Annotated in this window: 22 protein-coding genes; 8 read left to right on the top strand and 14 right to left on the bottom strand. The window is 69.4% G+C overall.

The window, feature by feature from the left end:
- Positions 1–32: 32 nt before the first annotated feature.
- Entirely contained in the window at positions 33–431 is a 399-nt protein-coding gene (locus tag OG841_RS17125) for a roadblock/LC7 domain-containing protein (protein ID WP_328640686.1), read from the top strand.
- A 4-nt stretch (positions 432–435) separates the two neighbouring features.
- On the top strand, positions 436–864 hold the full coding sequence (locus tag OG841_RS17120; RefSeq protein WP_057609978.1) for a hypothetical protein: 429 nt from the start codon (positions 436–438) through the stop codon (positions 862–864).
- A 28-nt stretch (positions 865–892) separates the two neighbouring features.
- Here OG841_RS17120 and OG841_RS17115 read toward each other — a convergent pair whose 3' ends face one another.
- From OG841_RS17115 to OG841_RS17095, 5 genes are all read right to left on the bottom strand, one after another.
- Positions 893–3,235: an ABC transporter permease gene (locus tag OG841_RS17115; protein ID WP_328640687.1), complete on the bottom strand. Its 2,343-nt coding sequence runs from the start codon at positions 3,233–3,235 to the stop codon at positions 893–895.
- Complete coding sequence (locus OG841_RS17110; protein ID WP_311718975.1) at positions 3,232–3,918, bottom strand: ABC transporter ATP-binding protein; 687 nt, start codon at positions 3,916–3,918, stop codon at positions 3,232–3,234. The genes OG841_RS17115 and OG841_RS17110 overlap by 4 nt, the downstream gene beginning before the upstream one ends.
- A complete protein-coding gene (locus tag OG841_RS17105) occupies positions 3,915–4,439 on the bottom strand; it encodes a PadR family transcriptional regulator (protein ID WP_059204631.1) in 525 nt (174 codons plus the stop codon). Before OG841_RS17105 ends, OG841_RS17110 begins: the two co-directional genes overlap by 4 nt.
- Positions 4,440–4,544: 105 nt before the next feature.
- Positions 4,545–4,862, bottom strand: coding sequence for a hypothetical protein (locus OG841_RS17100; RefSeq protein ID WP_328640688.1), 318 nt, complete (start codon positions 4,860–4,862; stop codon positions 4,545–4,547).
- Positions 4,808–5,725: an SPFH domain-containing protein gene (locus tag OG841_RS17095; protein ID WP_328640689.1), complete on the bottom strand. Its 918-nt coding sequence runs from the start codon at positions 5,723–5,725 to the stop codon at positions 4,808–4,810. Before OG841_RS17095 ends, OG841_RS17100 begins: the two co-directional genes overlap by 55 nt.
- Before the next feature lie 236 nt (positions 5,726–5,961).
- On the opposite strand from OG841_RS17095, the gene OG841_RS17090 reads away from it, so the two are divergent.
- Entirely contained in the window at positions 5,962–8,328 is a 2,367-nt protein-coding gene (locus tag OG841_RS17090; RefSeq protein ID WP_328640690.1) for a transglycosylase domain-containing protein, read from the top strand.
- A 59-nt stretch (positions 8,329–8,387) separates the two neighbouring features.
- Here OG841_RS17090 and OG841_RS17085 read toward each other — a convergent pair whose 3' ends face one another.
- From OG841_RS17085 to OG841_RS17070, 4 genes are all read right to left on the bottom strand, one after another.
- Positions 8,388–10,514, bottom strand: coding sequence for a SpoIIE family protein phosphatase (locus OG841_RS17085; RefSeq protein WP_328640691.1), 2,127 nt, complete (start codon positions 10,512–10,514; stop codon positions 8,388–8,390).
- Between the two features lie 295 nt (positions 10,515–10,809).
- Positions 10,810–11,502, bottom strand: coding sequence for a cytidylyl-2-hydroxypropylphosphonate hydrolase (gene fomD, locus OG841_RS17080; RefSeq protein ID WP_328640692.1), 693 nt, complete (start codon positions 11,500–11,502; stop codon positions 10,810–10,812).
- A gap of 72 nt (positions 11,503–11,574) precedes the next feature.
- Positions 11,575–12,978, bottom strand: a complete 1,404-nt coding sequence (locus tag OG841_RS17075; RefSeq protein ID WP_328640693.1) for a class II fumarate hydratase — start codon at positions 12,976–12,978, stop codon at positions 11,575–11,577.
- 549 nt (positions 12,979–13,527) lie between these two features.
- The gene (locus tag OG841_RS17070; RefSeq protein WP_328640694.1) at positions 13,528–14,106 is read right to left on the bottom strand and encodes a CGNR zinc finger domain-containing protein; all 579 of its coding nucleotides are present in this window, start codon (positions 14,104–14,106) and stop codon (positions 13,528–13,530) included.
- An 87-nt stretch (positions 14,107–14,193) separates the two neighbouring features.
- Between OG841_RS17070 and OG841_RS17065 the strand changes: the two genes are divergently transcribed.
- The gene (locus tag OG841_RS17065) at positions 14,194–15,366 is read left to right on the top strand and encodes an epoxide hydrolase family protein (protein ID WP_328640695.1); all 1,173 of its coding nucleotides are present in this window, start codon (positions 14,194–14,196) and stop codon (positions 15,364–15,366) included.
- A 70-nt stretch (positions 15,367–15,436) separates the two neighbouring features.
- Here the strand turns inward: OG841_RS17065 and OG841_RS17060 are convergent, their stop codons facing one another.
- On the bottom strand, positions 15,437–17,107 hold the full coding sequence (locus tag OG841_RS17060) for a fumarate hydratase (protein ID WP_266560072.1): 1,671 nt from the start codon (positions 17,105–17,107) through the stop codon (positions 15,437–15,439).
- Positions 17,108–17,273: 166 nt separating this feature from the next.
- On the opposite strand from OG841_RS17060, the gene OG841_RS17055 reads away from it, so the two are divergent.
- Both OG841_RS17055 and OG841_RS17050 read left to right on the top strand, forming a co-directional pair.
- Positions 17,274–17,990, top strand: a complete 717-nt coding sequence (locus tag OG841_RS17055; RefSeq protein ID WP_328640696.1) for a DUF1707 SHOCT-like domain-containing protein — start codon at positions 17,274–17,276, stop codon at positions 17,988–17,990.
- Between the two features lie 174 nt (positions 17,991–18,164).
- A complete protein-coding gene (locus OG841_RS17050; RefSeq protein WP_079072149.1) occupies positions 18,165–18,539 on the top strand; it encodes a WhiB family transcriptional regulator in 375 nt (124 codons plus the stop codon).
- A gap of 73 nt (positions 18,540–18,612) precedes the next feature.
- Here the strand turns inward: OG841_RS17050 and glpX are convergent, their stop codons facing one another.
- Complete coding sequence (gene glpX, locus OG841_RS17045) at positions 18,613–19,647, bottom strand: class II fructose-bisphosphatase (protein ID WP_037719931.1); 1,035 nt, start codon at positions 19,645–19,647, stop codon at positions 18,613–18,615.
- Between the two features lie 127 nt (positions 19,648–19,774).
- Here glpX and OG841_RS17040 point away from each other — a divergent pair, with 127 nt between their 5' ends.
- The gene (locus OG841_RS17040; protein WP_328640697.1) at positions 19,775–20,296 is read left to right on the top strand and encodes a DUF4245 domain-containing protein; all 522 of its coding nucleotides are present in this window, start codon (positions 19,775–19,777) and stop codon (positions 20,294–20,296) included.
- A 60-nt stretch (positions 20,297–20,356) separates the two neighbouring features.
- On the opposite strand, the gene OG841_RS17035 is transcribed toward OG841_RS17040, so the two are convergent.
- The 3 genes from OG841_RS17035 to xseA all read right to left on the bottom strand — a co-directional run bounded on the left by OG841_RS17035 (position 20,357) and on the right by xseA (position 22,540).
- Positions 20,357–20,947 carry a malonic semialdehyde reductase gene (locus OG841_RS17035; protein WP_365118852.1) on the bottom strand — a complete coding sequence of 197 codons (591 nt, stop codon included), beginning with the start codon at positions 20,945–20,947 and terminating at the stop codon, positions 20,357–20,359.
- 138 nt (positions 20,948–21,085) lie between these two features.
- Positions 21,086–21,322 (bottom strand): exodeoxyribonuclease VII small subunit, encoded by a 237-nt coding sequence (locus tag OG841_RS17030; RefSeq protein WP_328640699.1) that lies wholly within the window; start codon positions 21,320–21,322, stop codon positions 21,086–21,088.
- A gap of 9 nt (positions 21,323–21,331) precedes the next feature.
- Positions 21,332–22,540 (bottom strand): exodeoxyribonuclease VII large subunit, encoded by a 1,209-nt coding sequence (gene xseA, locus OG841_RS17025; protein WP_328640700.1) that lies wholly within the window; start codon positions 22,538–22,540, stop codon positions 21,332–21,334.
- A 181-nt stretch (positions 22,541–22,721) separates the two neighbouring features.
- On the opposite strand from xseA, the gene OG841_RS17020 reads away from it, so the two are divergent.
- A complete protein-coding gene (locus tag OG841_RS17020; RefSeq protein ID WP_328640701.1) occupies positions 22,722–23,732 on the top strand; it encodes a 4-hydroxy-3-methylbut-2-enyl diphosphate reductase in 1,011 nt (336 codons plus the stop codon).
- The last annotated feature ends 7 nt before the right edge of the window (positions 23,733–23,739 follow it).

The raw sequence follows: 23,739 nt of genomic DNA, 5'->3' as shown, positions 1-23,739 counted from the left end.
CAGATGTGAACAGAATTAGGGGAGTTGATTAAATGGATCACAAAGCCCTGGCGCTCGAAATGCGTGGTCTGCGCGAACAGGTCACCGGAATCACCGATACCGCGCTCGCCGCCGCGGACGGACTGCTCATCGCCGCGGACACCGCCGACTCGATCGACCCGGAGGGCCTCGCCGCGCTGGCCGCGGCCGGCCTCGGCCTGGCCCGGCGCACCGCCGGGGCGACCGCCCGCGGCACGCTGCGCCGGACGGTGACGTACGGCAGCCACGGCTGCGCCGCCTTCTACGCCGTCGGTGACACCGCCCTGATGGTGGTGCTCGGCGACGAGGGCCTGGACGTGGACGACCTGCACCGGGCGACCCAGCCGACCCTGAACCGGATCGGCTCGATCCTCACCGACAAGGCGACCGAGAAAGAGCCAGAAGGAGTCTGAAGGGATGGCGACGAAGCGTATGACCTCAGGTTTCTCCGACCAGGTGATGGGCCTGGTCAAGTCCCTTCGCACCGACGCCCCCGACTGTGTGGCGTCCGGTGTGGTCGACATGTCCACCGGCATGCTGCTGTCGTACGAGACCGTCGAGAACCACCCGCCGGAGGTCCTGGACCTCCTGGCGGGTGCGACCCTCGACCTGTTCCAGGGCCGTACGGTCGTGATGATCGAGGACGTCTTCAAGGAGCGCCGCGGCGTCAGCAGTGACAACCACTTCTTCCAGGAGATCCTGGTCAACAGCGAGAACCTCACGCACCTGTTCGTGCGGCTGAGCGAACAGCAGGACGTCGTGGCCGTGGTGGTCTGCCGCAAGTCGGTCAACGTCGGCATGCTGTTCGCCCAGGTCCGGCGGGTGGTGAAGGAGTACAGCCTCTAGAGCCCGGTGGACGGCCGGCTGCGGGCGGTTACTCCGTCCGCAGCCCGTCCGGCCGCATCAGCCTCAGCAGCGGCGGCAGGCTCAGCACCGTCACCACGAGGACCACCGCGGCACCCACACCGGTCATCGACAGCACGCTCGGCCAGTCCACCCGGATCGTGGTGTCCGTCATCCGCAGCAGGACCGCGCCCAGCGTCAGCCCCACCACCGAGGCCAGCAGCAGCCCGAGCGTGACCGGGATCGCCGTCTGCCACAGCACCGACAGGCTCAGGGTGCGCCTGCGGGTCCCGAAGGCGACCAGCGCCGACAGCAGCTTCCTGCGCTCACGCAGCTGCTCCAGCTGGGAGACCAGCAGGCTCGCCCCGATCAGCGCGAGGACACAGGCGGCGCCGACGAACAGGCCGGTGCGGATGGTGTCGTAGCGGTCGTTGCGCTCGTACGACACCCAGTTCATCGGCTCTTCGAGCGGGTTGATGCGGGCCGCCGTGTTGCGTGCGTACTCGGGTGCGTCCGGCAGCGACTCGTCGAGCCGCAGATAGATCTGTCCGCGCACCCCCGGCGCGACCGTCGAGGACAGGGCGCTCGGGGTGATCAGGAGGCCGCCGCGCCGGTAGCCCGTCGGATCCACGAGGGAGCGGGCCTGCCTGACGTCCTTCGGCAGGGTCCAGGCGACCTGCTTGGTCTTCTCGGAGCCGTCGGAGGTCGCGGTCTCGAAGTAGAGCTTCCGGCCGGGCTCGGCGGTCAGGGCCCCCTCCTCGCCGTCGTCCCCGCCGCCCTGCAGGACGAAGGAGTCGCCCTCGCGGCACGAGGGCAGTACGGCGATCTCGCGCAGGGACCCGCAGTCGGCGACGGTCACCCGGCTCCAGCGCGCCTCGTCGCCGGGCCCGTCGGCGACGTACCCCTCGTCGAACGCGTACACCTTCGACACGCCCTTGGTCGCGGCGAGTTCCTTCGCGGCCGAGGCGAGCGTCTTCCCGTCCGGCACGCTCACCTGCATCTGCGCCCGCGAGACGTCGTAGCCGGTGCTCTTGGTGTAGTCGCCCTCGACGCCCGCGAACAGCATCTGCAGCGCGATCGCCCCGGCCACCGCGACCGCGATGCCGTTGACCATCCGGGCCGCCGTGCCGCTGCTCAACTGGAGTCTGCGCACGGCCAGTTGCCAGGACAGTGCGCCCGCGCCCAGCCGGGCCACGACCGCCTCGACGATCCACGGCAGCAGCGCGGTCACGCCGACCAGGAGCAGGATGACACCGCCGGTGACGAGGTACTGGTTGAAGTCGCCCTCGTCGCGGCCCTGTCCGACCATCGGGTAGAGCATCGCGAGTCCGGCCAGCGGCAGCAGCAGCCGCCACCACAGCCGGCGCCGTGCGGGCTTCGCCGTACGCACCACGCCGAGCGGCTCGATCACCACGCCGCGCAGGGCGAACAGCGTCACCATGACGGCCGCGGCGGGCACCGCGAGACCGACCAGCAGGGCCAGTGCGGGGGAGGGGTTGAGGTAGCTCGGGAACACGCTCAGCCCGAACACCTCGACGGAGCCCGCCACTTCGCGTCCGATCAGGAAGAACCCGGTGCCCAGGACCAGCCCCAGCACCGCTCCCGCGAGCGCCTCGCCGGCGGCGATCCGCCGGGTCGAGCGGCCGTCGGAGCCCACCAGGCGCAGGGCCGCGAGCCGCCGGTCGCGCCGCTCGCCGCCGAAGCGCACGGCCGCGGTGATGAACACGGCGACCGGCATCAGCAGGACGACGAAGACGACGAGGATCAGCAGGAGCATGACCGGGTCGGTGCGCTCCGGGGTCGGGTTCGGGTTCCCGAAGCGGTCGATCCGTTCGATCCGGCCGCCGTCGTTGCCCTGGGACGCGAGCCCCTCGGCGCCCCGGTAGTAGGCGAGTTCATGGGAACCGATGAGCCCGCTCTCGCCGATCGTGCCGACGATCCGCTCGGGCAGCCGGTCCCGCAGGAGCCTGCCGTCGCCGGACTCCAGCAGCTTCTTCAGCGCGGGGGAGACGACCATCTCGCCGGCCGCCGGGAACGTCCCGACCCCCGGCGGCAGTGGCGCCTTCGGTCCCTCGGGCTCCAGCTCCCGGCCGCGGACGTCCAGGTCCCGGAAGGTGGTTCCGGTGGCCGCGACCAGCAGGGTGTCGGCCGCCTTAGGGATGACCTTGTCGCTGAACGTGATGTCCGTACGGGCGTCCTCGCGGTCGTGCCGGACCGCCAGGGCGCTCGGCAGCGCGGTGGTCAGCAGCAGCAGCGCCACCCCCAGGCCCACGCCGACCGCGGTCAGCAGCGCCCGGACCCACCCCTCGCGTCCGCCCGCGAAGGCGAACCGGACCCCCATGGCGAGGTCTCGCCACCACTGGCTGAGACTCATACGACCCGCTCCATGTCCCGGGACTTCCCGTCCCGTACGACGATCTCGCGGTCGGAGTAGGCGGCCACCCGTGCCTCGTGCGTGACGAGGACGACGGCCGCGTTGGTGGACCGGGCGGCCTCGGTGAGCAGGTCCATGACACGCTCGCCGTTGAGGGAGTCGAGCGCTCCGGTCGGCTCGTCGGCGAACAGCACGCGCGGGTTGGTCACCAGGGAGCGGGCCACTGCCACGCGCTGCCCCTGACCGCCGGACACCTCACCGGGCCGCTTCTTCCTCAGGTCGTCGACCTCGAGGCGTTCCATCCAGCCGAGCGCCGCCTTCTCGGCCTCCTTGCGGGACGTGCCGTTGAGCCGCAGCGGCAGCGCCACGTTCTCCACGCAGGTCAGTTCGGGGACGAGCTGCCCGAACTGGAAGACGAACCCGAACTCGGAGCGCCGGAGCGCACTGCGCTCGGCGTCGTTCATCGTGGCCATCTCCCGGCCGTTGTAGGTGATCGAGCCCGAGTCGGGCGTGACGATCCCGGCGAGACAGTGCAGCAGGGTCGACTTACCGGACCCGGAGGGGCCCATCACGGCGACGACCTCGCCGGGGTGGATGGAGAACTCGGCGCCGTCGAGCGCGACGGTCGGACCGTAGGTCTTGCGCAGCGCGTCGGCTACGAGCAGGGAACCGGCCGGGGTCACTTGACCACCACCTCCGCGAGCTTGTCGAGACGCGCGGCGGTGAGCTCCAGCCAGCGCAGGTCGGCTTCCAGATGGAACAGGGCGTGGTCGCAGATCAGCTGGTCGGCGAGATCACCCTTGCGCTTGCGGTCGGTGAGGATGCGCATCATCCGCAGGTGCTCGGCGCGCTGGTTGTCGAGGATGTCGCCGGCGTTGCGGTGCGTGAGCAGCGCGAGGACGACCTTGGTGTACAGCGTGGACTGGAGATACGGCTCGGGCTTCTCCGGCGTCGCGAGCCACCGCTGGACGTCGGTGATCCCGGCGTCGGTGATGGCGTACCGCTTTCGCTCGGGGCCGCCGCCGGGCTCGATCCCGTCGACTTCGACGAGCCCGTTCTTCAGCAGCCGCGACATCGTCGAGTAGACCTGGCCGTAGTGCAGCGGCCGGTCATGACCGAACTTCTCGTCGAAGGCCCGCTTGAGGTCGTAACCGTGGCGGGGCCCGGACTCCAGGAGCCCTAGGAGGGTGTGACCGATGGACATGGGAAGGACTGTACATGCGGTGTATACCCACCATGTATACGCAGGGTGTTTAGAGGAGGTCGGGACGTGAGGAGGCGCAGGTGAGGGCCGATTGTCACGGTTCTGCTACGCGTCTTCGGGCGGCCGTTCTCTGGATGGCCGTTCCTTGGGTGGCCGTCCCCGGCGCGGCAGCGGCCCGGTGTCGCCGGGCAGCCGGCCGGTCTCCTTCAGTGCCCGGCGCAGCAGGAACTCGATCTGCGCGTTCGCCGACCGCAGCTCGTCCCCGGCCCACCGCGCCAGCGCCTCGTACACCAGGGGGTCCAGCCTCAGCAGCACCTGCTTGCGCTGCTGAGGCCGCCGCTCGGGGGAGCCCCCCTCGGAAGGTGTCGTCACTGGTAAAGCGTCCCGGTGTTGAGAACGGGCTGCGGGGCGCGGTCGCCGCACAGCACCACCATCAGGTTGGACACCATCGCCGCCTTGCGCTCCTCGTCCAGCTCGACGATGTCCCGCTCGGTGATCCGGGCGAGCGCCTCCTCGACCATGCCGACCGCGCCCTCCACGATCTGCCGCCGGGCCGCGACGACAGCGCCGGCCTGTTGCCGCTGGAGCATCGCCGAGGCGATCTCCGGCGCGTAGGCGAGGTGGGTGAAGCGGGATTCGATGATCTGGACACCGGCCGACTCCACGCGCGCGTGCAGCTCGGTGGCGAGCTTCTGGGTGATCTCGTCGGCGTTGCCCCGCAGGGAGAGTCCGTCCTCCTCGTGGGCGTCGTAGGGGTACTCGATGGCGATGTGCCGCACCGCCGTCTCCGTCTGGGTGGCGACGAACTTCACGAAGTTGTCCACCTCGAAGGTGGCCTGTGCGGTGTCCTCGACCTTCCACACCACGACCGCGGCCAGCTCGATGGGGTTGCCGTAGGCGTCGTTGACCTTGAGGACGGCGGTCTCGTGGTTGCGGACCCGGGTGGAGACCTTCGCGCGGGAGGTGAAGGGGTTCACCCAGCGCAGGCCGTCCTGGCGGATCGTGCCCTTGTAGCGCCCGAAGAGCTGGACCACCCGGGCCTCGCCCGGCGCGACGGTGTTCAGGCCGCGCAGCGAGATGAGCGCCACGATCAGGACGAGGGCCCCGCCGACGGCGAAGCCGGGGCTCTCGCCGCTCGCGGCGAACAGGAAGACGGCGAGCAGCAGCCCGACCAGGCCCAGCAGCAGCGCGAGCGCGCCGCCGATGCTGTGCGCGGCGAACTCTCGCACGCGCGGGGCGGGCATGTCGGGTGTGTCGGCGATGGGTGCGGAGTCTTGCGCGGACATGGAGGTCCCCCCGTTTCGGTCTAGCTCGATGCTAACTAATTGATATCACTTTACCCTGTCCCGGCAACCTTGACACCCTCTCGGGGGTCTGGTTCCGAGGAGGCGGGTGCTGATTCTCACGCCCCCCGATGACCCGATCGAAGGTCCGGCGCCATATGGACCGGTGTTAGCTTTCTGAGCTGACCTGTGCCACGAACCTGTGTGGCCGCCGATGAGGAAGCGGAGCGAGTCGATCCATGGGACGAGCGGAAGAGAGAAGAGCACGTCAGCGCGGTGGCCGCCGCGCGGCGCCGCCCACGCGCTCGTCCGGGACGCCGAGCGAGGGCATCGCGCCGGGCGAGGGCATCGCGCCGGGCGGCAGGGCCGCGGCGCGCAAGGCTGCCGCCCGCGGTAAGAAGGGCACCAAGAAGGGTAAGAGCGGCATACGCCGGCTCTTCACCTGGAAGAAGATCCTCGGCACCTTCCTCGGCTTCTGCCTGCTCGGCATCGGCGCCTTCATCGTGATGTACATGATGATCGAGGTGCCCAAGGGCAACGCCAAAGCGCAGGAACAGAGCAACATCTACAAGTACAGCGACGGCTCGGTCATGGCCCGCGAGGGCGACACCAACCGCGAGATCGTGGACCTCTCGGAGGTGCCCAAGCCGGTCCAGCGCACCTTCGTGGCGGCGGAGAACAAGACCTTCTACACGGACTCCGGCGTCGACCTCAGGGGCACCGCCCGCGGTCTGCTCAACACGCTCTCCGGCAAGGGCAAGCAGGGTGGCTCGACGATCACCCAGCAGTACGTCAAGAACTACTACCTCGACCAGGACCAGACCGTTACGCGCAAGCTGAAGGAACTGGTCATCTCGTTGAAGGTGGACCGCACGACGTCCAAGGACAAGATCCTCGCGGGCTACATCAACACCAGCTACTACGGCCGCGGCGCCTACGGCATCCAGGCCGCCGCCCAGGACTACTACCGCGTCGACGCCAAGAAGCTCAGCGTCGAGCAGGGCGCGTACCTCGCCGCGCTGCTCCAGGCCCCGAGCCAGTACGACTGGGCGGTCGCCAGCAAGACCGGCAAGGAACTGGTGACGGCCCGCTGGAACTACGTCCTGGACAACATGGTCAAGCAGGGCTGGCTGGACAAGACCAAGCGCGCGGAGATGACGTTCCCGAAGCCCGAGGAGCCCAAGGCCGCCCCCGGCCTCGAGGGGCAGAAGGGCTACTTCATCAAGCTCGCCAAGCAGCAGCTCGAGAAGCAGCTGATGGCCAAGGAGAACATCACCCAGGACGAGGCGGAGGCCCGCGTCGAGAACTCGGGGTGGACCTTCACCCTGAACATCGACAAGAAGAAGCAGGCCAAGCTGGAGAAGGCGGTCAAGACCCAGCTGACCAGCCAACTGGACCCGAAGAAGCGGACCGTCGACAGGAACGTCCAGGCCGGCGCCGCTTCCGTCGACCCCAAGACCGGGAAGATCGTCGCCCTGTACGGCGGCACCGACTACACCAAGCACTTCTACAGCAACGCCAACCGCACCGACTACCAGCCCGCGTCGACCTTCAAGCCGGTCATCCTCGCCGCCGCCCTGGAAAACAACTCCGAGACGCAGGAAGGCAAGACGATCGGCGCCAACACGATCTACGACGGCACCAGCAAGCGTCAGGTCGTGGACGGCAACGGCAACAAGGTCGGATTCGGTCCCGAGAACGAGGACGACACGAACTACGGCAAGGTCACCGTGCAGACGGCGATGAACAAGTCCATCAACTCCGTCTTCGCGCAGATGGGCGTCGACGTCGGCATGGACAAGGTGCTCGCGACGGCCACCAAGCTCGGCATGGACACCGGCACGATGAAACCGCTGCCCGCCTACACTCTGGGCACCATGGGCGCGAGCCCGATCCAGATGGCCGGCGTCTACGCCACCCTCGACAACCACGGCAAGCAGGTCACGCCGACCATCATCAAGTCGGCGGAGCAGGGCGGCACCGAGTTCCAGATGCCCGACCCGATCGGCGAGCAGGTCATCAGCCGGGAGGCCGCCGACACGGTGACCTCGGTGCTGACAGGCGTGGTCGACGACGGTACGGCCAAGAAGTCCGTGGAGCAGAACCCGGCCCGCGACGGGCGCAAGGTCGCCGGCAAGACCGGTACCTCCGACGACAACAAGTCGGCCTGGTTCACCGGTTACACCCCGGACCTGGTCACCTCGGTCGGTCTGTTCGGTGAGGACTACAAGACCCACAAGCAGAGCAAGCTGTACAACACGGCCGGCCTCGACCGCGTCAACGGCGGCGGCTTCCCGGCGGAGATCTGGGCGGCGTACACCTTCGGCGTCGCGGGCAAGAACACCAAGTTCGACCTGGAGACCGACCAGGGCGCAGCGGTTCAGCCCACCTGGACCCCGAGTCCGACCCTCTCCCGGTCCGAGACGCCGTCGTCGACCCCGACCACGGAGAAACCGTCGGAGACGCCCTCGGAGACGCCGTCGGAGACCCCCTCGCAATCCCCGTCGCAGTCGCCGTCGCAGTCTCCGCCGACCGGCGAGCAGAGCACTCCGGTCGAGACATCGACCTCACCGAATCTTCCGTTCGACCCGAACAACGGCCAATAGCGAAGAAGAAGGGGCGCCCGGTGGCCACCGGGCGCCCCTTCTCGCATGTCAGAGGTGCTTCAGCTCCTGTTGAGCTCGAACCACACCACCTTGCCGGTGCTGAGCCGGGTCGCTCCCCACCGCCGGGCCAGCCGGTTGACGAGGTACAACCCTCGCCCACCCTCATCGGTGGCCCGTGCCTGCCGCAGCCGCGGCAGTTGCGGCACGTCGTCCCCGACCTCGCACCGCAGCACATCGGTCCGCAACAGCCGAAGCGTGACGGGCCGCGTCGCATACCGCACCGCGTTCGTCACGACCTCACTCACCAACAGCTCGACGGAGTCGGTGAGATCCTCCATGCCCCAGCGGGACAGCGCCCGCCGCGCGAGCCGCCGCGCCCGCCCCGGCGCCGCGTCCTCCGGCTCCAGGAACCAGTACGCCACATCACTGGGCGCGATCCCGTCGAAGCGGGCCGCGAGCAACGCGATGTCGTCGTCCCGGTCACCCGGCCCGAGCATGTCGAGCACCTCGTCGCACAACGCCTCCAGCGGCGGCGGATGATCCGGCCCGGTGAGCTGGGCGGTCGCGGCGAGCTTCTCCCGCAACTGCTCTATCCCGGTCCACACGTCCCGCAGCCGGGACTCGACGAGCCCGTCGGTGTACAGCAACAGCGTCGCCCCGGCCGGCGCGTCCAGCTCCACGGCCTCGAAGTCCACGCCCCCGACACCGATCGGCGCGCCCGGCGGCACCCGGAGCACCTCGGCACGCCCGCCCAGGTGCAGCAGCACCGGTGGCGGATGACCGGCGTTGGCGATGGTGATGCGGTGCGACACCGGGTCGTACACGGCGTAGAGGCAGGTCGCCATACGGTCCGTACCGAGCCGTTGCGCCTGCTCGTCGAGGTGGTGCAGCACCTCCTGCGGGGGCAGATCGAGCCCGGCCAGCGTCTGTGCCGTGGTCCGCAGCTGACCCATGATCGCCGCGGACGTCATGGAGTGGCCCATCACGTCACCCACGACCAGGGCGACGCGGCTGCCCGGCAGCGGGATCGCGTCGTACCAGTCACCGCCCACCCGGGCCGTCTCGGCGGCGGGCAGATAGCGCGACGCCAGCCGTACTCCCGTCGGCCGCGGGAGCGTCTCGGGCAGCATGGTGCGCTGCAACTCGTCGGCGATGTACGCCTCACGGCCGTACAGGACGGCCTTGTCGATGCCCAGCGCGCTGTGCGTGGCGAGCTGGGCGGCGACGAGCAGGTCGTCCGGGTCGAAGGGGATGCGGTCGGGGCGGCGCAGGAACAGCGCGGCACCGATGACCCGGCGCCGCCCGCGCAGCGGGGCCAGAATCGTTCGCCGACCCGTCGGTACGGCGAACTCGCCGCCCTCGCCGAGCAGCTCGGGCAGCGCGGCGCGGGCCGCGGGCGTGTCCGTGAAGACCGGGCGCACCCCGCGCAGGACCTCGGCGAGGGCGCTGCCGGGCTGCACCTCGCACAGTTCGGTGCCGAGGGCGTCCAGTTCGGTCGGGTTCTCCGGCACCGGCACCGGCAGGATGCCGTCCTCCAGGTCCCGCTCCTGCTGCGGAATCCGGTCACTGCGCCGCAGCCGGAGCACGAGCGGACCGGTGGGCCGCTCGTCGCCGACGGGCAGCGGGTCGCGCAGATAGACGAGGATCGCGTCCGAGAACGTCGGCACGGTCGCCCGGCACAGACCCATCACGATCTCGTCCAGGTCGATGCCGCGCGCGATCCGGCGGGTCGCCGCGCCCACGAAGCGCAGCCGGTCGCCGTCCCGCCGCATGGGCGTGGGCCGGCCGGGGACCGTGCCCTGTCCGCCACGGCGTTCCTCGCCGCCCACGCCGCTCTGGGACCGGTCCTCCTCGGCGCCCGGCTGGACCGGGACGCCTTCGGGTACGGGCCGCGGGCGATGCGTGTCCTGCTCGGCGGCGGCCGGCTGGGAGTGCTCGGGGCCGGTACCGGCCGAATTCATGCCCACGTCCTTGTGGTTACCGGTCCTGCCGGTCGTGCTGCTGCCCTGGACGACGGGTGCCGCGTCCGACGTGGGGTCACCGGAGCGGGCCTGGACGGGTAAAGCCGTCGCCGCCTCGACACCCTGGGCGGCCGGTGGCGCCGGGGAACGCAGGAGCGCCCCGCGGGGGTCCGTGGGGTCGACGCCCGGCTGGGGGCGTTCGAAGGAGGTCGGGTGCTCCGTCACGCGTGTCGAATCCGTCCGTCCGGGGCTGCACGCCGTACGCGCAGTTGGTCCCGCCGAAATCCCGATACCCGGAATGCGTGTCCCAGGAACGGAATTCCCGCGTGGTCAGGGGCTGTTCCTGCGTTTTTGGTCAACCTTGCGCGGCCCGTACCGGTGTTGCCCTCGTACCCCACGCTCACGTCCTGCCGCCCCTCGGTGACGATCGGTCAAGCCCAGTGCCCGCCCCGGTAGTTGCCACTGCGCACTCTTGCGGAGGACGATCCTACGTTTGCAGCCCCGGGGCGCATCAAGGGTCTCATGAGGACAAGTGCGCGGGCATACGGTCCCAGTCTTCCGGAAGAAGCGGCACAGTCCAGGACGGATCGGGCCGCCAGTCGGGCCAGCCGTCCGAGAACGGCGGGCCCCAGGCGCGGATCACCTCCACCGCGGACCGCCCCGCCTGCCTGACCTGTTCGGCCAGGTCCGGGCCCATCAGCCCGTCCTGCTGGGCCTGCGCGAACTCGTCCTCGTCCCGCCACTGCCACCTGCGGTCCGGATCCACGGTGATGTCCAGGAAGTGGTCCTCGGAGTCCACACCCCCGGCCCACCGCGCCAGCGGCTCCTCGAGGTTCACATACCAGTTCTTGAACCGCCAGCCCGGCTCCCAGAACAGCCACACCGACCACGGCAGTCCCGGCAGCGCCAGCTTCAGCACCCCGGTGCCGAACCAGCGGTCCCGCTGGACGGAACGCGGCTTGGTGTAACGCGACTCCAACGGCTCGGCATGCACCGGTGTACCGTCGGCCAGCACCGGCCTCACACACTCGGTCCCCGGTGCCAGCCACACGGCGAGCAGGTCCTCGTCGTCGCGTACGACGGTGACCGGACGGGCGATGTGCACGTGCGCGCCGGCATTCTCCCGGTAGCGCCACAGGATCTGACTCCCGGGCTCCCAGAAGTGCGCCGACGTACCCGCTTCCACCGCTCTCACCGCTCCACCGTCTGCCATGAACAGATATTAGGTGCCATAGGCATACGACGCTGCGGTGCGTGTCACGGTTCACCCCGGGGCGGGGAAAGGTTACGGCCGTGTCATCCGCAGGACATCCAGCGCCTCGTCGAGCTGCTCCGCCGTGAGATCGCCGCGTTCGACATAGCCGCTCTCCAGCACGACCTGGCGGATCGTCTTCTGCTCCGCGAGGGCCTTCTTGGCGACCTTCGCGGCCTCCTCGTACCCGATGTACTTGTTGAGCGGGGTGACCACGGAGGGCGAGGACTCGGCGTACTCCCGGGCGCGTTCGCGGTGCGCGACGATCCCGTCGACGGTCCGGTCGGCCAGCAGCCGGGACACGTTGGCGAGCAGCCGGACCGACTCCAGGACGTTCTTGGCGATGACCGGCAGCATGACGTTGAGCTCGAAGTTGCCGGCCGCACCGGCGGTGGCGACGGTCGCGTCGTTCCCGACGACCTGCGCGGCGACCATGAGGACGGCCTCCGGGATCACGGGGTTGACCTTGCCGGGCATGATCGACGAGCCGGGCTGGAGGTCGGGCAGGGAGATCTCCGCGAGCCCGGTCCTGGGCCCGGAGGACATCCACCGCAGATCATTCGCGATCTTCGTCAGGCCGACCGCGATGGTCCTGAGCTGTCCGCTGGTCTCCACGATCCCGTCCCGGGCGCCCTGCGCCTCGAAGTGGTCCCGCGCCTCGGTGAGCGGCAGCCCGGTGGTGCGGGCGACCTCCTCGATGACGGCGGCGGGGAAACCGGGCGGGGTGTTGATGCCGGTGCCGACCGCGGTGCCGCCCAACGGCAGCTCGGCGAGCCGGGGCAGCGAGGCCTCGAGCCGCTCGACGCCGTACCGGATCTGTGCCGCGTACCCGCCGAACTCCTGCCCCAAGGTCACCGGGGTGGCGTCCATCAGATGGGTCCGCCCGGATTTCACGACGTCGGCGAACTCCTCGGACTTGCGGGTGAGGGCGGCGGCGAGGTGCTGGAGCGCCGGGATCAGGTCCCGGGTGACGGCGGCGGTGGCGGCGATGTGGATGGAGGAGGGGAAGACGTCGTTGGACGACTGGGAGGCGTTGACGTGGTCGTTGGGGTGCACGTCACGGCCGAGCCGCTCGGTCGCCAGCGTCGCGATGACCTCGTTGGTGTTCATGTTGGACGAGGTGCCGGACCCGGTCTGGAAGACGTCGACGGGGAAGTGCGCGTCCCAGTCGCCGCGGGCCACCTCGTCGGCCGCCTCCTGGATCGCCTCCGCGACGTCCTTGTCGAGCACTCCCAGCCGCGCGTTCACCTTCGCGGCCGCTCCCTTGATCCGGGCGAGCGCCTCGATGTGCGCCCGTTCGATCCGCTGTCCGGAGATGGGGAAGTTCTCCACGGCCCGCTGGGTCTGGGCCCGCCACCTGGCGTCCACCGGGACACGGACCTCGCCCATGGAGTCGTGCTCGATGCGAAACGCCTGTTCCTGCTGCTCGTCGGCCACTGCCGATCACCTCCGTCGTGGTCAGCGTCCGTGACCGCCGAGGCTATTCCTGCCGCAGGACCTGGCCCGGCAGGCTCGGCCGCTCGGCGGGCGGGATCAGAGTGGCCGGGTAACGGTGCAGTTCATCGGCGCGGGACTGGACCTGGCGGGCGTGCTGGGCCAACTCCCGTGCGCGCAGGTCGGCCTGCTGCGACTCCGCACGCAGCCGCTCGGCCAGTTCGGTGGTGAGGGACCGCAGTGTCTGTTCGAGGCGGTCGGTGCGGTACGTGTGCGGGTCGAGTCGCTCGACGATGTCGTTGAGTCGCGAGGCGACATGGTCCTCGGCGGCATGGGCCTCCGCCTCGGCCGACCACGTCCTCGATTCCTACTGCGAAAACGACTGCCGCGATGCGGGCCGTGCTCGATGTCGATCTGCGTGCGCTGCGGGGCCAGGAGCGACTCGATGTGCTCTGCGGCTTCCTGCGATGGATCCGGGGGGCGACTAAGGGCATCCCGTTCTCGGGTTCGACGTCGAAGCCGATCGCGTCGTTCTCCTGGCTGAACCGCCGGTCAGCCGACCGCTGAGCTGGTGTTTTTGCGCTGGTTGGCATGGAAGCGCGCCTTCTTCTGGCGATTCCCGCACGTGTTCATGTCGCACCATTTGCGGGTGCGGCTCTGGCTGGTGTCGAAGAAGGCGGCCCGGCAGGTCGGTGATGCGCACAAGGCCAGTTTTCCGTCTCGTTCGCCCGCGATGATGCTGATCGCGTCGGCGGCGATCACGCCGAGGGCGTCTTCCACACGGGAAGCCGAGCCGAGCTGCCATCGCCGCTCGCCCTCGGGGGTCAGGACCGCCGCGGCCCGACCCTGGACGCTGCGGTCGTTGATGACTTGGACAGCGGACGCAGGGAGAGCGTCCTGGATCGCGGCGGCTGTCGCGGCGGCGTGAATCGACTCCCTCAGTTCCCGGGCGAGGTCGAGCTGGGCAGGGGTGCAGGAGTCCACGGCGAGGCCGTACAGGGCCAGCCAGTCGACGAGTCGTTGCGGCGTGGGAATGCGCTCCACGGCGTTGCCATGACGCTCCGACAGAGTCCCCGTGAAGCTGGTCGCCAGCACGGTACCGAGGCGGAAGTCAGGGAGGCCGGCACGCATGGAACCACCTTAGCCGGTTGCTCGTCGGCAGGAAGGCGTGTCACGCTGGAACCGCCTTAGACGGTTCCACGACGGCCAGGAGGTCTCATGCCCCGTCCGACCAGCGACGTACAGGCATTTGAAGCCCACGCAACCGACGCCGACCTCGACGAACTGCGCGCACGACTGGCCGCGGCGCGACTACCGGAGGCCGAGACGGTCCGGCGCGGCGCGCCCGACCCTCGCCGATGGGAACAGGGCGTTCCGCTCGCCGACCTCGTCGAGGTCGTCAACTACTGGCGCACCGCGTACAACTGGCGGTCGTTCGAAGAGCGCCTCGACCGAATCGGCCAGTTCCGCACGACCATTGATGGTCTGGGAATCCACTTCCTGCACCGCCGATCCGGGCGCACGGATGCCACTCCGCTGATCCTGACGCACGGCTGGCCGGGCAGCATTGCCGAGTTCATCGATGTGGTGGACGAGCTGGCAGACCCGAAGGACGCGGACGCGCCGGCGTTCCATGTCGTGGTCCCGTCGCTGCCGGGCTTCGGGTACAGCGACAAGCCGGCCATCACCGGGTGGGGAACCGAAAAGATCGCGGCCGCATGGGTGGAACTGATGGGAAGGCTCGGCTACAGCAAGTTCGTGGCCCACGGCGGCGATTGGGGAGGCAATATCACCACGGTCCTCGGCGGCAGGTTCCCGGAGCAGGTTCTCGGCATCCACACATTGTTCGCGGAGGCGCCGCCCGGGTTGACCACGGACGGGCTGACGGCGGCCGAGCGCGAGTGGACCGAGGAAACCCGTGATTTCTGGCGCCACCGCGCGGCGTACGCGAAGCAGCAGGCGACGCGACCGCAGACCATCGGCTACTCGCTCGTCGACTCACCGGTCGGGCTTCTTGCCTGGATCCTCGACAAGTTCGCCGAGTGGTCGGACACCGAGGACAGCCCGTTCGAGACGATCTCCATGGACAGGGTTCTTGACGACGTCACCCTGTACTGGCTGACGCGGACCGGCGCATCGGCGGCCCGCATCTACTACGAAAGCCACAACTCGCTGGACCCGGAACTCCGGGTCGACGTCCCGTCGGCGATCACCATGTATCCCCGCGACATCGAGAAGTCTCCGCGCCCCTGGGCACAGGAGCGGTACCGGCAGATCGTCCGATGGGAGTCGCCCGAAAGCGGGGGCCATTTCCCGTCGCTGGAGGTTCCCGAGTATTTCGTCAAAGACCTGCAAGAGGGCCTCAGGGCCGTGCTGGCCGCCAACCGGTGAACGCAGCAACGGACCCCCCCGGCGTCCGCCGAGGGGTCCGGAGGCTTCAACAAGAGCGTGCGCTTCGCCGTCAGGCCAGGCCAGGACCCCGGACCGGGATGCTGGTGAACGTCGGCTGCTCGGGTTCCCGTGCGGTGAAGAAGTCGTTGCCCTTGTCGTCGACGACGATGAACGCCGGGAAGTCCTCGACCTCGATCTTCCAGACCGCCTCCATGCCGAGCTCCTCGTACTCGACGACCTCGACCTTCTTGATGCAGTCCTGGGCGAGCCGGGCGGCCGGGCCGCCGATGGAGCCGAGGTAGAAGCCGCCGTGCGCGTCGCACGCGTCGGTGACCTGCTTGCTGCGGTTGCCCTTGGCCAGCATCACCTTGGATCCGCCCGCCGCCTGGAACTGCTCGACGTAGGAGTCCATCCGGCCGGCCGTCGTCGGGCCGAAGGAACCGGACGCGTAGCCCTCGGGCGTCTTCGCCGGACCCGCGTAGTACACCGGGTGGTCCTTGAGGTACTGCGGCATCTCCTCGCCCGCGTCAAGACGCTCCTTGATCTTGGCGTGCGCGATGTCACGCGCGACCACGAGCGGACCGGTCAGCGAAAGCCGCGTCTTCACCGGGTACTTGGTGAGCTCCGCGAGGATGTCGTCCATCGGCTGGTTGAGGTCGATCTTGACGACGTCACCGTCGGACTCCAGGTGCTCGTCCGTCGTCTCGGGCAGGAACCGCGCCGGGTCCGTCTCCAGCTGCTCCAGGAACACGCCCTCCGCGGTGATCTTCGCGACGGCCTGGCGGTCGGCCGAGCAGGATACGGCGATGGCGACCGGACAGGACGCGCCGTGCCGAGGCAGCCGTACGACACGCACGTCGTGGCAGAAGTACTTCCCGCCGAACTGCGCCCCGATCCCGATCTTCTGCGTCAGCTCGAAGACCTTCTCCTCCAGCTCCTTGTCCCGGAAACCGTGCCCGAGCTCCGAGCCCTCGGCCGGAATCTCGTCCAGGTAGTGCGCGGAGGCGTACTTCGCGGTCTTCAGCGCGTACTCGGCCGACGTACCGCCCACGACGATCGCCAGGTGGTACGGCGGACAGGCGGCCGTACCCAGCGAACGGATCTTCTCCTCCAGGAACTTCATCATGGAGGCCTCGTTCAGGACGGCCTTCGTCTCCTGGTACAGGAACGACTTGTTGGCCGAACCGCCGCCCTTCGCCATGAACAGGAACTTGTACGCGCCGCCGTCCGTGGCGTACAGCTCGATCTGCGCCGGGAGGTTGGAACCGGTGTTCTTCTCGTCCCACATGGTCAGCGGGGCCATCTGCGAGTAGCGCAGGTTGAGGTTCAGGTACGCGTCGTAGATGCCCTTCGACAGCGCCGCCTCGTCACCGCCCGCCGTCAGCACGTTCTGGCCGCGCTTGCCCATGACGATCGCGGTGCCGGTGTCCTGGCACATCGGGAGGACGCCCGCCGCCGCGATGTTCGCGTTCTTCAGCAGGTCCAGCGCCACGAACTTGTCGTTGCTCGACGCCTCGGGGTCGTCGATGATCCGCCGCAGCTGAGCGAGGTGCGCGGGCCGCAGGTAGTGCTGGATGTCGTGGATGGCCTCCGTGGCGAGCTTGCGCAGCGCCTCCGGCTCCACCTTGAGGAAGGTCCGCCCGTCGGCCTCGAAGGTGGAGACACCCTCGGAGGTCACCAGCCGGTAGGGGGTGGTGTCCTCTCCCATGGGGAGCAGATCCGTATACGCGAACTCAGGCATCTCAGCCCATTCCTCACTCGAAAGACGGCCGCCCACCTCCGTTGGCGGGCCTCACCAGCGTAGAACCTGTCCAAGGAAGGGAGCTTGTGAGGTAAGGCTCAGTTGGTTCGCGAAGAGTTGTCCACAGGCCTGGTCGCGATCTATCGCGTTTCGGTACGCTGCTGCCGTGGACCTTCAGAAGCCCGACCTTCAGAAGCACGCCGGCCCCGCACCCGCGGTGGCCGACCTGCGTGCCTCGGACGCCGACCGCGACCGTATCGCCGACATCCTGCGCGAGGCCCTCGCCGAGGGCCGCCTCACCGCGGACGAGCACGCGGAGCGGGTCGAGGGGGTGCTGAGCGCCAAGACGGTGGGCGAGCTGGAGGTCTTCATACGGGACCTGCCGGCGGCCCACGAGCGTCGCGCCGCCCCGGCCTGGACCCCGGCCCCGAACCGCCCGACCGACGCGATACCCCACGACCCCGACGACAACGTGGTGGCGGTCCTGAGTGCCGCCGTCCGCAAGGGCCGCTGGCGCGCGGGCCGCCGCATCCACGCCTACGCGATCTTCGGCAGCGTGGAGATCGACCTCAGTGAGGCGATCTTCGAGTACCGCCAGGTCGTGATCAAGGCGTTCTCGCTCTGCGGCAGCGTCGAGGTGCGCGTCCCCGAGAACATCTCGCTGCGCGGCACGGGAGTCGGTGTCCTCGGCGACTTCCAGGTGGACACGCTCGACTCGGCCGAGCAGGACGCGCCCGTGGTCTACGTCGACGGCTGGGCCGTCCTCGGCAGTGTCGACGCGAAGCCGAAGCGGGGCAAGCTCGTCGCGGACATCCTCGACCGGGTTCAGCGCGCGGTCGATCGCAAGGTCGACAGGAGTTTGCGCAAACACCTGGATCGTTGACGGTTGTGAATCCGGGCGCACCCGAAGCGGACGGATCCGCCCGAGGCGGGCTCCCGGAAGCGCACGCGACCGCCCGCGATCCAGCGGTTCGGGACTCAGTGCATAGGCGCGCGCACAGCGGGTAGGGCTTGCTGCATCGTCTCTCGCTCGCGAAGCCGTCGTCAGGAGTAGACCGTGCTGCAACCGCCGCATTCGTCCCTGCAGGTCGCTGCCGTTCCGGCCCAGCGGGTGCCAGTGCGGGACAGGGACCAAGACGCTCCATGGCACACCGAGGCGGTGTGCCGGCGCGACGAGGCCGGCCTGTTCTTCGCCCCGTCCAAGGAACCCACCGCCGCCAGGCTTTCCCGCGAGGAGGCCGCGAAGCGCGTCTGCGCCCGCTGTCCCGTCATGGTCGAGTGTCGCGAACACGCCCTGCTCCAACCCGAGCCCTACGGCGTCTGGGGCGGCCTCACCGCAGCGGAACGCCGGGTGGTCCTGGCCCGCAGGCGCCGCCGCGACCTGGAACTGCAGAAGGCGGCGAGGGCGGCGCGCATAGCCCAGGCAGGCTGAAGCAAGGGCAACAAGGGCAAAGGGAAAGGGCGCCCCCTCCGCACCGGGGGCGCCCACTTGCTTCGGGCGCGAGCTACTTCGCGCGGTCGAAGTCGATCGCGCTGTAGGCCCGCAGCTTGCTGAGCCGGTGTTCGGAGTCGATCCGCCGCACCGTCCCCGACTTCGACCGCATCACGATCGAGTCGGTCGTCGCGGTCTCCGACCGGTACCGCACACCACGCAGCAGCTCACCGTCGGTGATCCCGGTGGCCACGAAGAACACGTTCTCCCCGGACACCAGGTCGTCGGTCATGAGCACCCGGTCCAGATCGTGCCCGGCGTCGATCGCCCGCGCCCGCTCCTCGTCGTCCTTCGGCCACAGCTTGCCCTGGATCGTCCCCCCGAGGCACTTCACGGCACAGGCCGAGATGATCCCCTCCGGCGTACCGCCGATGCCCAGCAGCATGTCGACGCCGGTGCCTTCGCGCAGCGCGTAGATCGACCCCGCCACGTCGCCGTCGGAGATCAGCTTGATCCGCGCTCCCGCCTCCCGGATCTCCTTGATGATCCCTTCGTGCCGGGGCCGGTCGAGGATGACCACGGTCACGTCCTCCGGAGTGGACCGCTTGGCCTTGGCGACCCGCCGGATGTTCACGGAGACCGGCGCGTTGATGTCGACGAAGTCCGCGGCCTCGGGACCCGTGACCAGTTTGTCCATGTAGAACACGGCGGACGGGTCGAACATCGACCCGCGGTCCGCCGCGGCCAGCACGGCGATCGCGTTCGGCATGCCCTTGGCCGTCAGCGTGGTCCCGTCGATCGGGTCGACGGCGATGTCGCACTCGGGGCCGGTCCCGTCGCCCACGCGCTCTCCGTTGAAGAGCATCGGGGCCTCGTCCTTCTCGCCCTCACCGATGACGACCACGCCGTTCATCGACACGGTGGAGACGAGGGACCGCATGGCGCGCACCGCGGCGCCGTCGGCGCCGTTCTTCTCGCCCCGGCCCACCCAGCGGCCCGCGGCCATCGCGGCGGCTTCGGTCACCCTGACGAGTTCCAGGGCGAGGTTGCGGTCGGGGGCCTCGGAGGGGACCTCGAGTTCGGACGGCAGATGATGATGCTCGGTCATCGGAGCGCACCTTTCTGATACGACGACGGCCGGATGAGGGTTCGACCGTCGACTCTATCCTCAGTCCGACAAAATGAGCAGGGGACCCCACGGATGAGCGGACCGGGCACCTGCGACGATAGGGGGCGTGGCAGGTTCGAACGGCAAGCAGAAGACGGTCCGGGACATGATTCTCTCCCTGGGCCTGATCGGGATCGCGGCGGCGGTCATCTACGTGTTCATCCCGCACGACGACTCCGCTCCCGACATCAAGACGGTCGACTACCGCGTCGAGCTGCTCACGGCCCGCCGCGCGGCCTCCTATCCGGTGGCCGCGCCCGAGGATCTGCCGGCCGGCTGGAAGGCGACTTCGGTGCGTTTCCAGGGCGACCGGTTCGACGCCTGGCACCTGGGTTTCCAGGCCCCTGGTGATCAGTACGTGCAGGTCGAGCAGTCGACGCAGAAGCCGTCGACGTTCATCGACGAGGCGAGCCAGGGCGGCGAGGCGACGAAGCAGACCCAGCAGATCGCGGGCCGCACCTGGACGCGGTACACCGGCGGCCGCTACGACGCCCTCGTCCACACCGGCGACGGCGCGACGACGGTGGTCGCGGGCACGGGATCGTTCGGCCAGTTGGCCGAGATGGCGAAGTCGCTCAAGACGGCGTGAGACCACGCGAGAGGGCCCGGCCGCCAGGCGGCCGGGCCCTCTCGTCGCGTGTCAGCCGTCTCAGACGGTGGTGACGACCTCGTCGTACGCCAGGCGCGGGGAGCGCGGGAACCAGGCGTCCGCGCCCGGCTTGCCGATGTTGACGACCATCAGCGGGGTGTGGTCGTCGTCCAGGAACTCCTTGCGGACGCCCTCGAAGTCCAGACCGGTCATCGGGCCGGCGGCGAGGCCCGCGGCACGGACGCCGATGATGAAGTACGCGGCCTGCAGGGCGGCGTTCAGCCCGGCGGCACCCTCGCGGGCGGGGCGCTCGCTGAAGAAGACGTCCTTGGCCTGCGGGAAGTGCGGGAAGAGCTCCGGCAGCTCCTCGTGGAACTCGTTGTCCGCGGAGAGGATCGCGACCAGCGGGGCGGTGGAGGTCTTGGGCTGGTTGCCCTCGGCCATGTGCTGGACCAGGCGCTCGCGGGCCTCGGCGGAGCGGACCAGGGTGATGCGCAGCGGGCTCTGATTGAAGGCGGTCGGGCCGTACTTGACCAGGTCGTAGATGGCCTGGACCTGCTCGTCGGTCACCGGCTCGTCGGTGAAGGTGTTCGCGGTACGGGCCTCGCGGAAGAGCAGGTCCTGGGCGGCGGGGTCAAGAACGAGAGACATGGGAAACCTTCTCCGGTGGCGCGTCGCCCCCGGAAACGGACCGGGGACCGGTTGACGTTCTCGACGCTACGCGACTGAAGTTCAACCTTCAACAAATACCGGGCCATGGTGATCCGGTTCACAGATCACCCGGATCTCCTACTCGGCGTCGCCCTCGGTCCCGGCCTCTTCCTCCTCGGCCAGTGCCGCGTCCAGCCGCGCCCGCGCCCCGTCCAGCCAACGCCGGCACACCTTGGCCAGCTCCTCGCCCCGCTCCCAGAGCGCGAGGGACTCCTCGAGCGTCGTACCGCCCGCCTCCAGGCGCCGCACGACCTCGATCAGCTCGTCCCGTGCCTGCTCGTACCCGAGCGACTCTTCCGCCACCTTGCTGGTCATCCGCCCACCCTATGCATCGACTCGGACAACGAACTCACCCTCGGCGACCCTCGCCCGCAGGGTCTCCTCCGCCGTCACCTCGTCCGGCGCCCGCACCACGTGCCCGTCGGCCTTCTGGAGCACGGCGTACCCGCGCTGGAGGGTCGCGGCGGGGGAGAGGGCCACCACGCGCGCGTGCGTGTGCGTCAGCTCGGAGTCGGCGCGGTCCAGCAGATGGCCCAGAGTGCGGCGGCCGCGGTCGACCAGGGAGGACACCTGGTCGGCGCGCTCGTCGATCATCCGGTGCGGATCCTCTATCGACGGCCGCGCGAGGGCCTGCGCGAGACCCCGCTCCTCCCGCTGGAGGAAGGACTCGACGCACCGCCGCGCGCGGTCCCGCAGCGCCCGCACCCGCTCGTACTCCTCACCCACATCCGGTACGACCTTCTTGGCCGCGTCCGTGGGCGTGGAGGCCCGCAGGTCGGCGACGTAGTCGAGCAGCGGGGTGTCCGGCTCGTGCCCGATCGCCGACACCACCGGCGTACGACAGGACGCGACCGCCCGCACCAACTGCTCGTCGGAGAACGGCAGCAGATCCTCCACGCTGCCCCCGCCGCGCGCCACGACGATCACGTCCACGTCGTCCAGCGCGTCGAGCTCCTTGACCGCCTGGACGACCTGCGGGACGGCGTGCACGCCCTGCACCGGGACGTTGCGCACCTCGAAACGGACGGCCGGCCAGCGGTGCCGGGCGTTCTCCAGGACATCCCGCTCGGCGGCCGAGGCCCGGCCGCAGACCAGCCCGATGAGCTGCGGCAGGAACGGCAGCGGCTTCTTGCGCTCCGGCGCGAACAGCCCCTCCGCGGCGAGCGACTTCTTCAGCTGCTCCAGCCGGGCCAGCAGCTCACCGACCCCGACGGGCCTTATCTCGGCGGCCCGCAGCGAGAGCTGGCCCCGCGGCGCGTACCACTCCGGCTTCGCCAGTACGACGACTCGGGCGCCCTCGCTGACGACATCGGCGATCTCGTCGAAGACCTGGCGGAAGCAGGTGACGCTCACCGAGATGTCGTAGGACGGATCGCGCAGGGTGAGGAAGACGACACCCGCGCCCGGGCGCCGGGAGAGCTGGGTGATCTGGCCCTCGACCCACACGGCACCGAGGCGGTCGATCCAGCCGCCGATCAGGCGCGACACCTCGCCGACGGGCAGGGGCGCTTCGGGAGTCGAGTTCACAGCCATGCCGCGAGCGTAACGGCCCGGTACGACAACGCACCGTCACGGGCCGTCACCACGCGACGGGTTCCGACCTCCCGCGCTGCCCCGCCGGCACCAGCAGCCCCACGACCAACCACACCGCGCTCACGACCTGTGCCGCCTCCGACGCTCCACGAGATCTTCGGCCGGCGAACGCGGCCTTACGATGGGACGCATGACTGCTTCGCCTGGCCGCCGTGTCCTGCTCGCCGCCCCCCGTGGCTACTGCGCGGGTGTGGACCGCGCCGTGATCGCCGTCGAGAAAGCCCTGGAGCAGTACGGCGCTCCGGTGTACGTCCGGCATGAGATCGTCCACAACAAGTACGTCGTACAGACCCTGGAGAAGAAGGGCGCCATCTTCGTCGAACGGACGGAGGAGGTCCCGCCGGGCAACATCGTCATGTTCTCGGCCCACGGCGTCGCCCCCGTCGTCCACGAGGAGGCCGCGCGCGGCAACCTCGCCACCATCGACGCGACCTGCCCGCTCGTCACCAAGGTCCACAAGGAAGCCGTCCGCTTCGCCAATGAGGACTACGACATCCTCCTGATCGGGCACGAGGGCCACGAGGAGGTCATCGGCACCTCCGGAGAGGCCCCCGACCACATCACGCTGGTCGACGGCCCCTCGGACGTCGCCAAGGTCGAGGTCCGCGACGAGTCGAAGGTCGTCTGGCTCTCCCAGACCACGCTGTCCGTCGACGAGACGATGGAGACCGTCGACGCCCTCAAGGAGAAGTTCCCGCAGCTCATCTCCCCGCCCAGCGACGACATCTGCTACGCCACGCAGAACCGTCAGCTCGCCGTGAAGCAGATGGGCGCCGAGGCCGAGCTGGTCATCGTGGTCGGTTCCCGCAACTCCTCCAACTCCAAGCGGCTCGTCGAGGTCGCCAAGCTGGCCGGCTCCCGCGAGGCCTACCTCGTGGACTACGCGAGCGAGATCGACGAGGCCTGGCTGGAGGGCGTGACCACGGTCGGCGTGACCTCGGGCGCCTCGGTGCCGGAGGTACTCGTGGAAGAAGTACTGGAGTGGCTGTCGCAGCGCGGCTACGGCGACGTGGAGCTCGTGAAGGCGGCCGAGGAGTCCATCATCTTCTCGCTGCCGAAGGAACTGCGCCGCGACCTGCGCGAGGAGGCTGCGGCGCTGGTCGCGGAGCGTAAGGGGACCTCGGAGGCGTGACTGTCAG

The sequence above is a fragment of the Streptomyces canus genome (assembly GCF_041435015.1).
In the GTDB taxonomy this organism is placed as follows: domain Bacteria; phylum Actinomycetota; class Actinomycetes; order Streptomycetales; family Streptomycetaceae; genus Streptomyces; species Streptomyces canus_G.
This window is presented reverse-complemented; position numbering and strand designations above follow the sequence as displayed.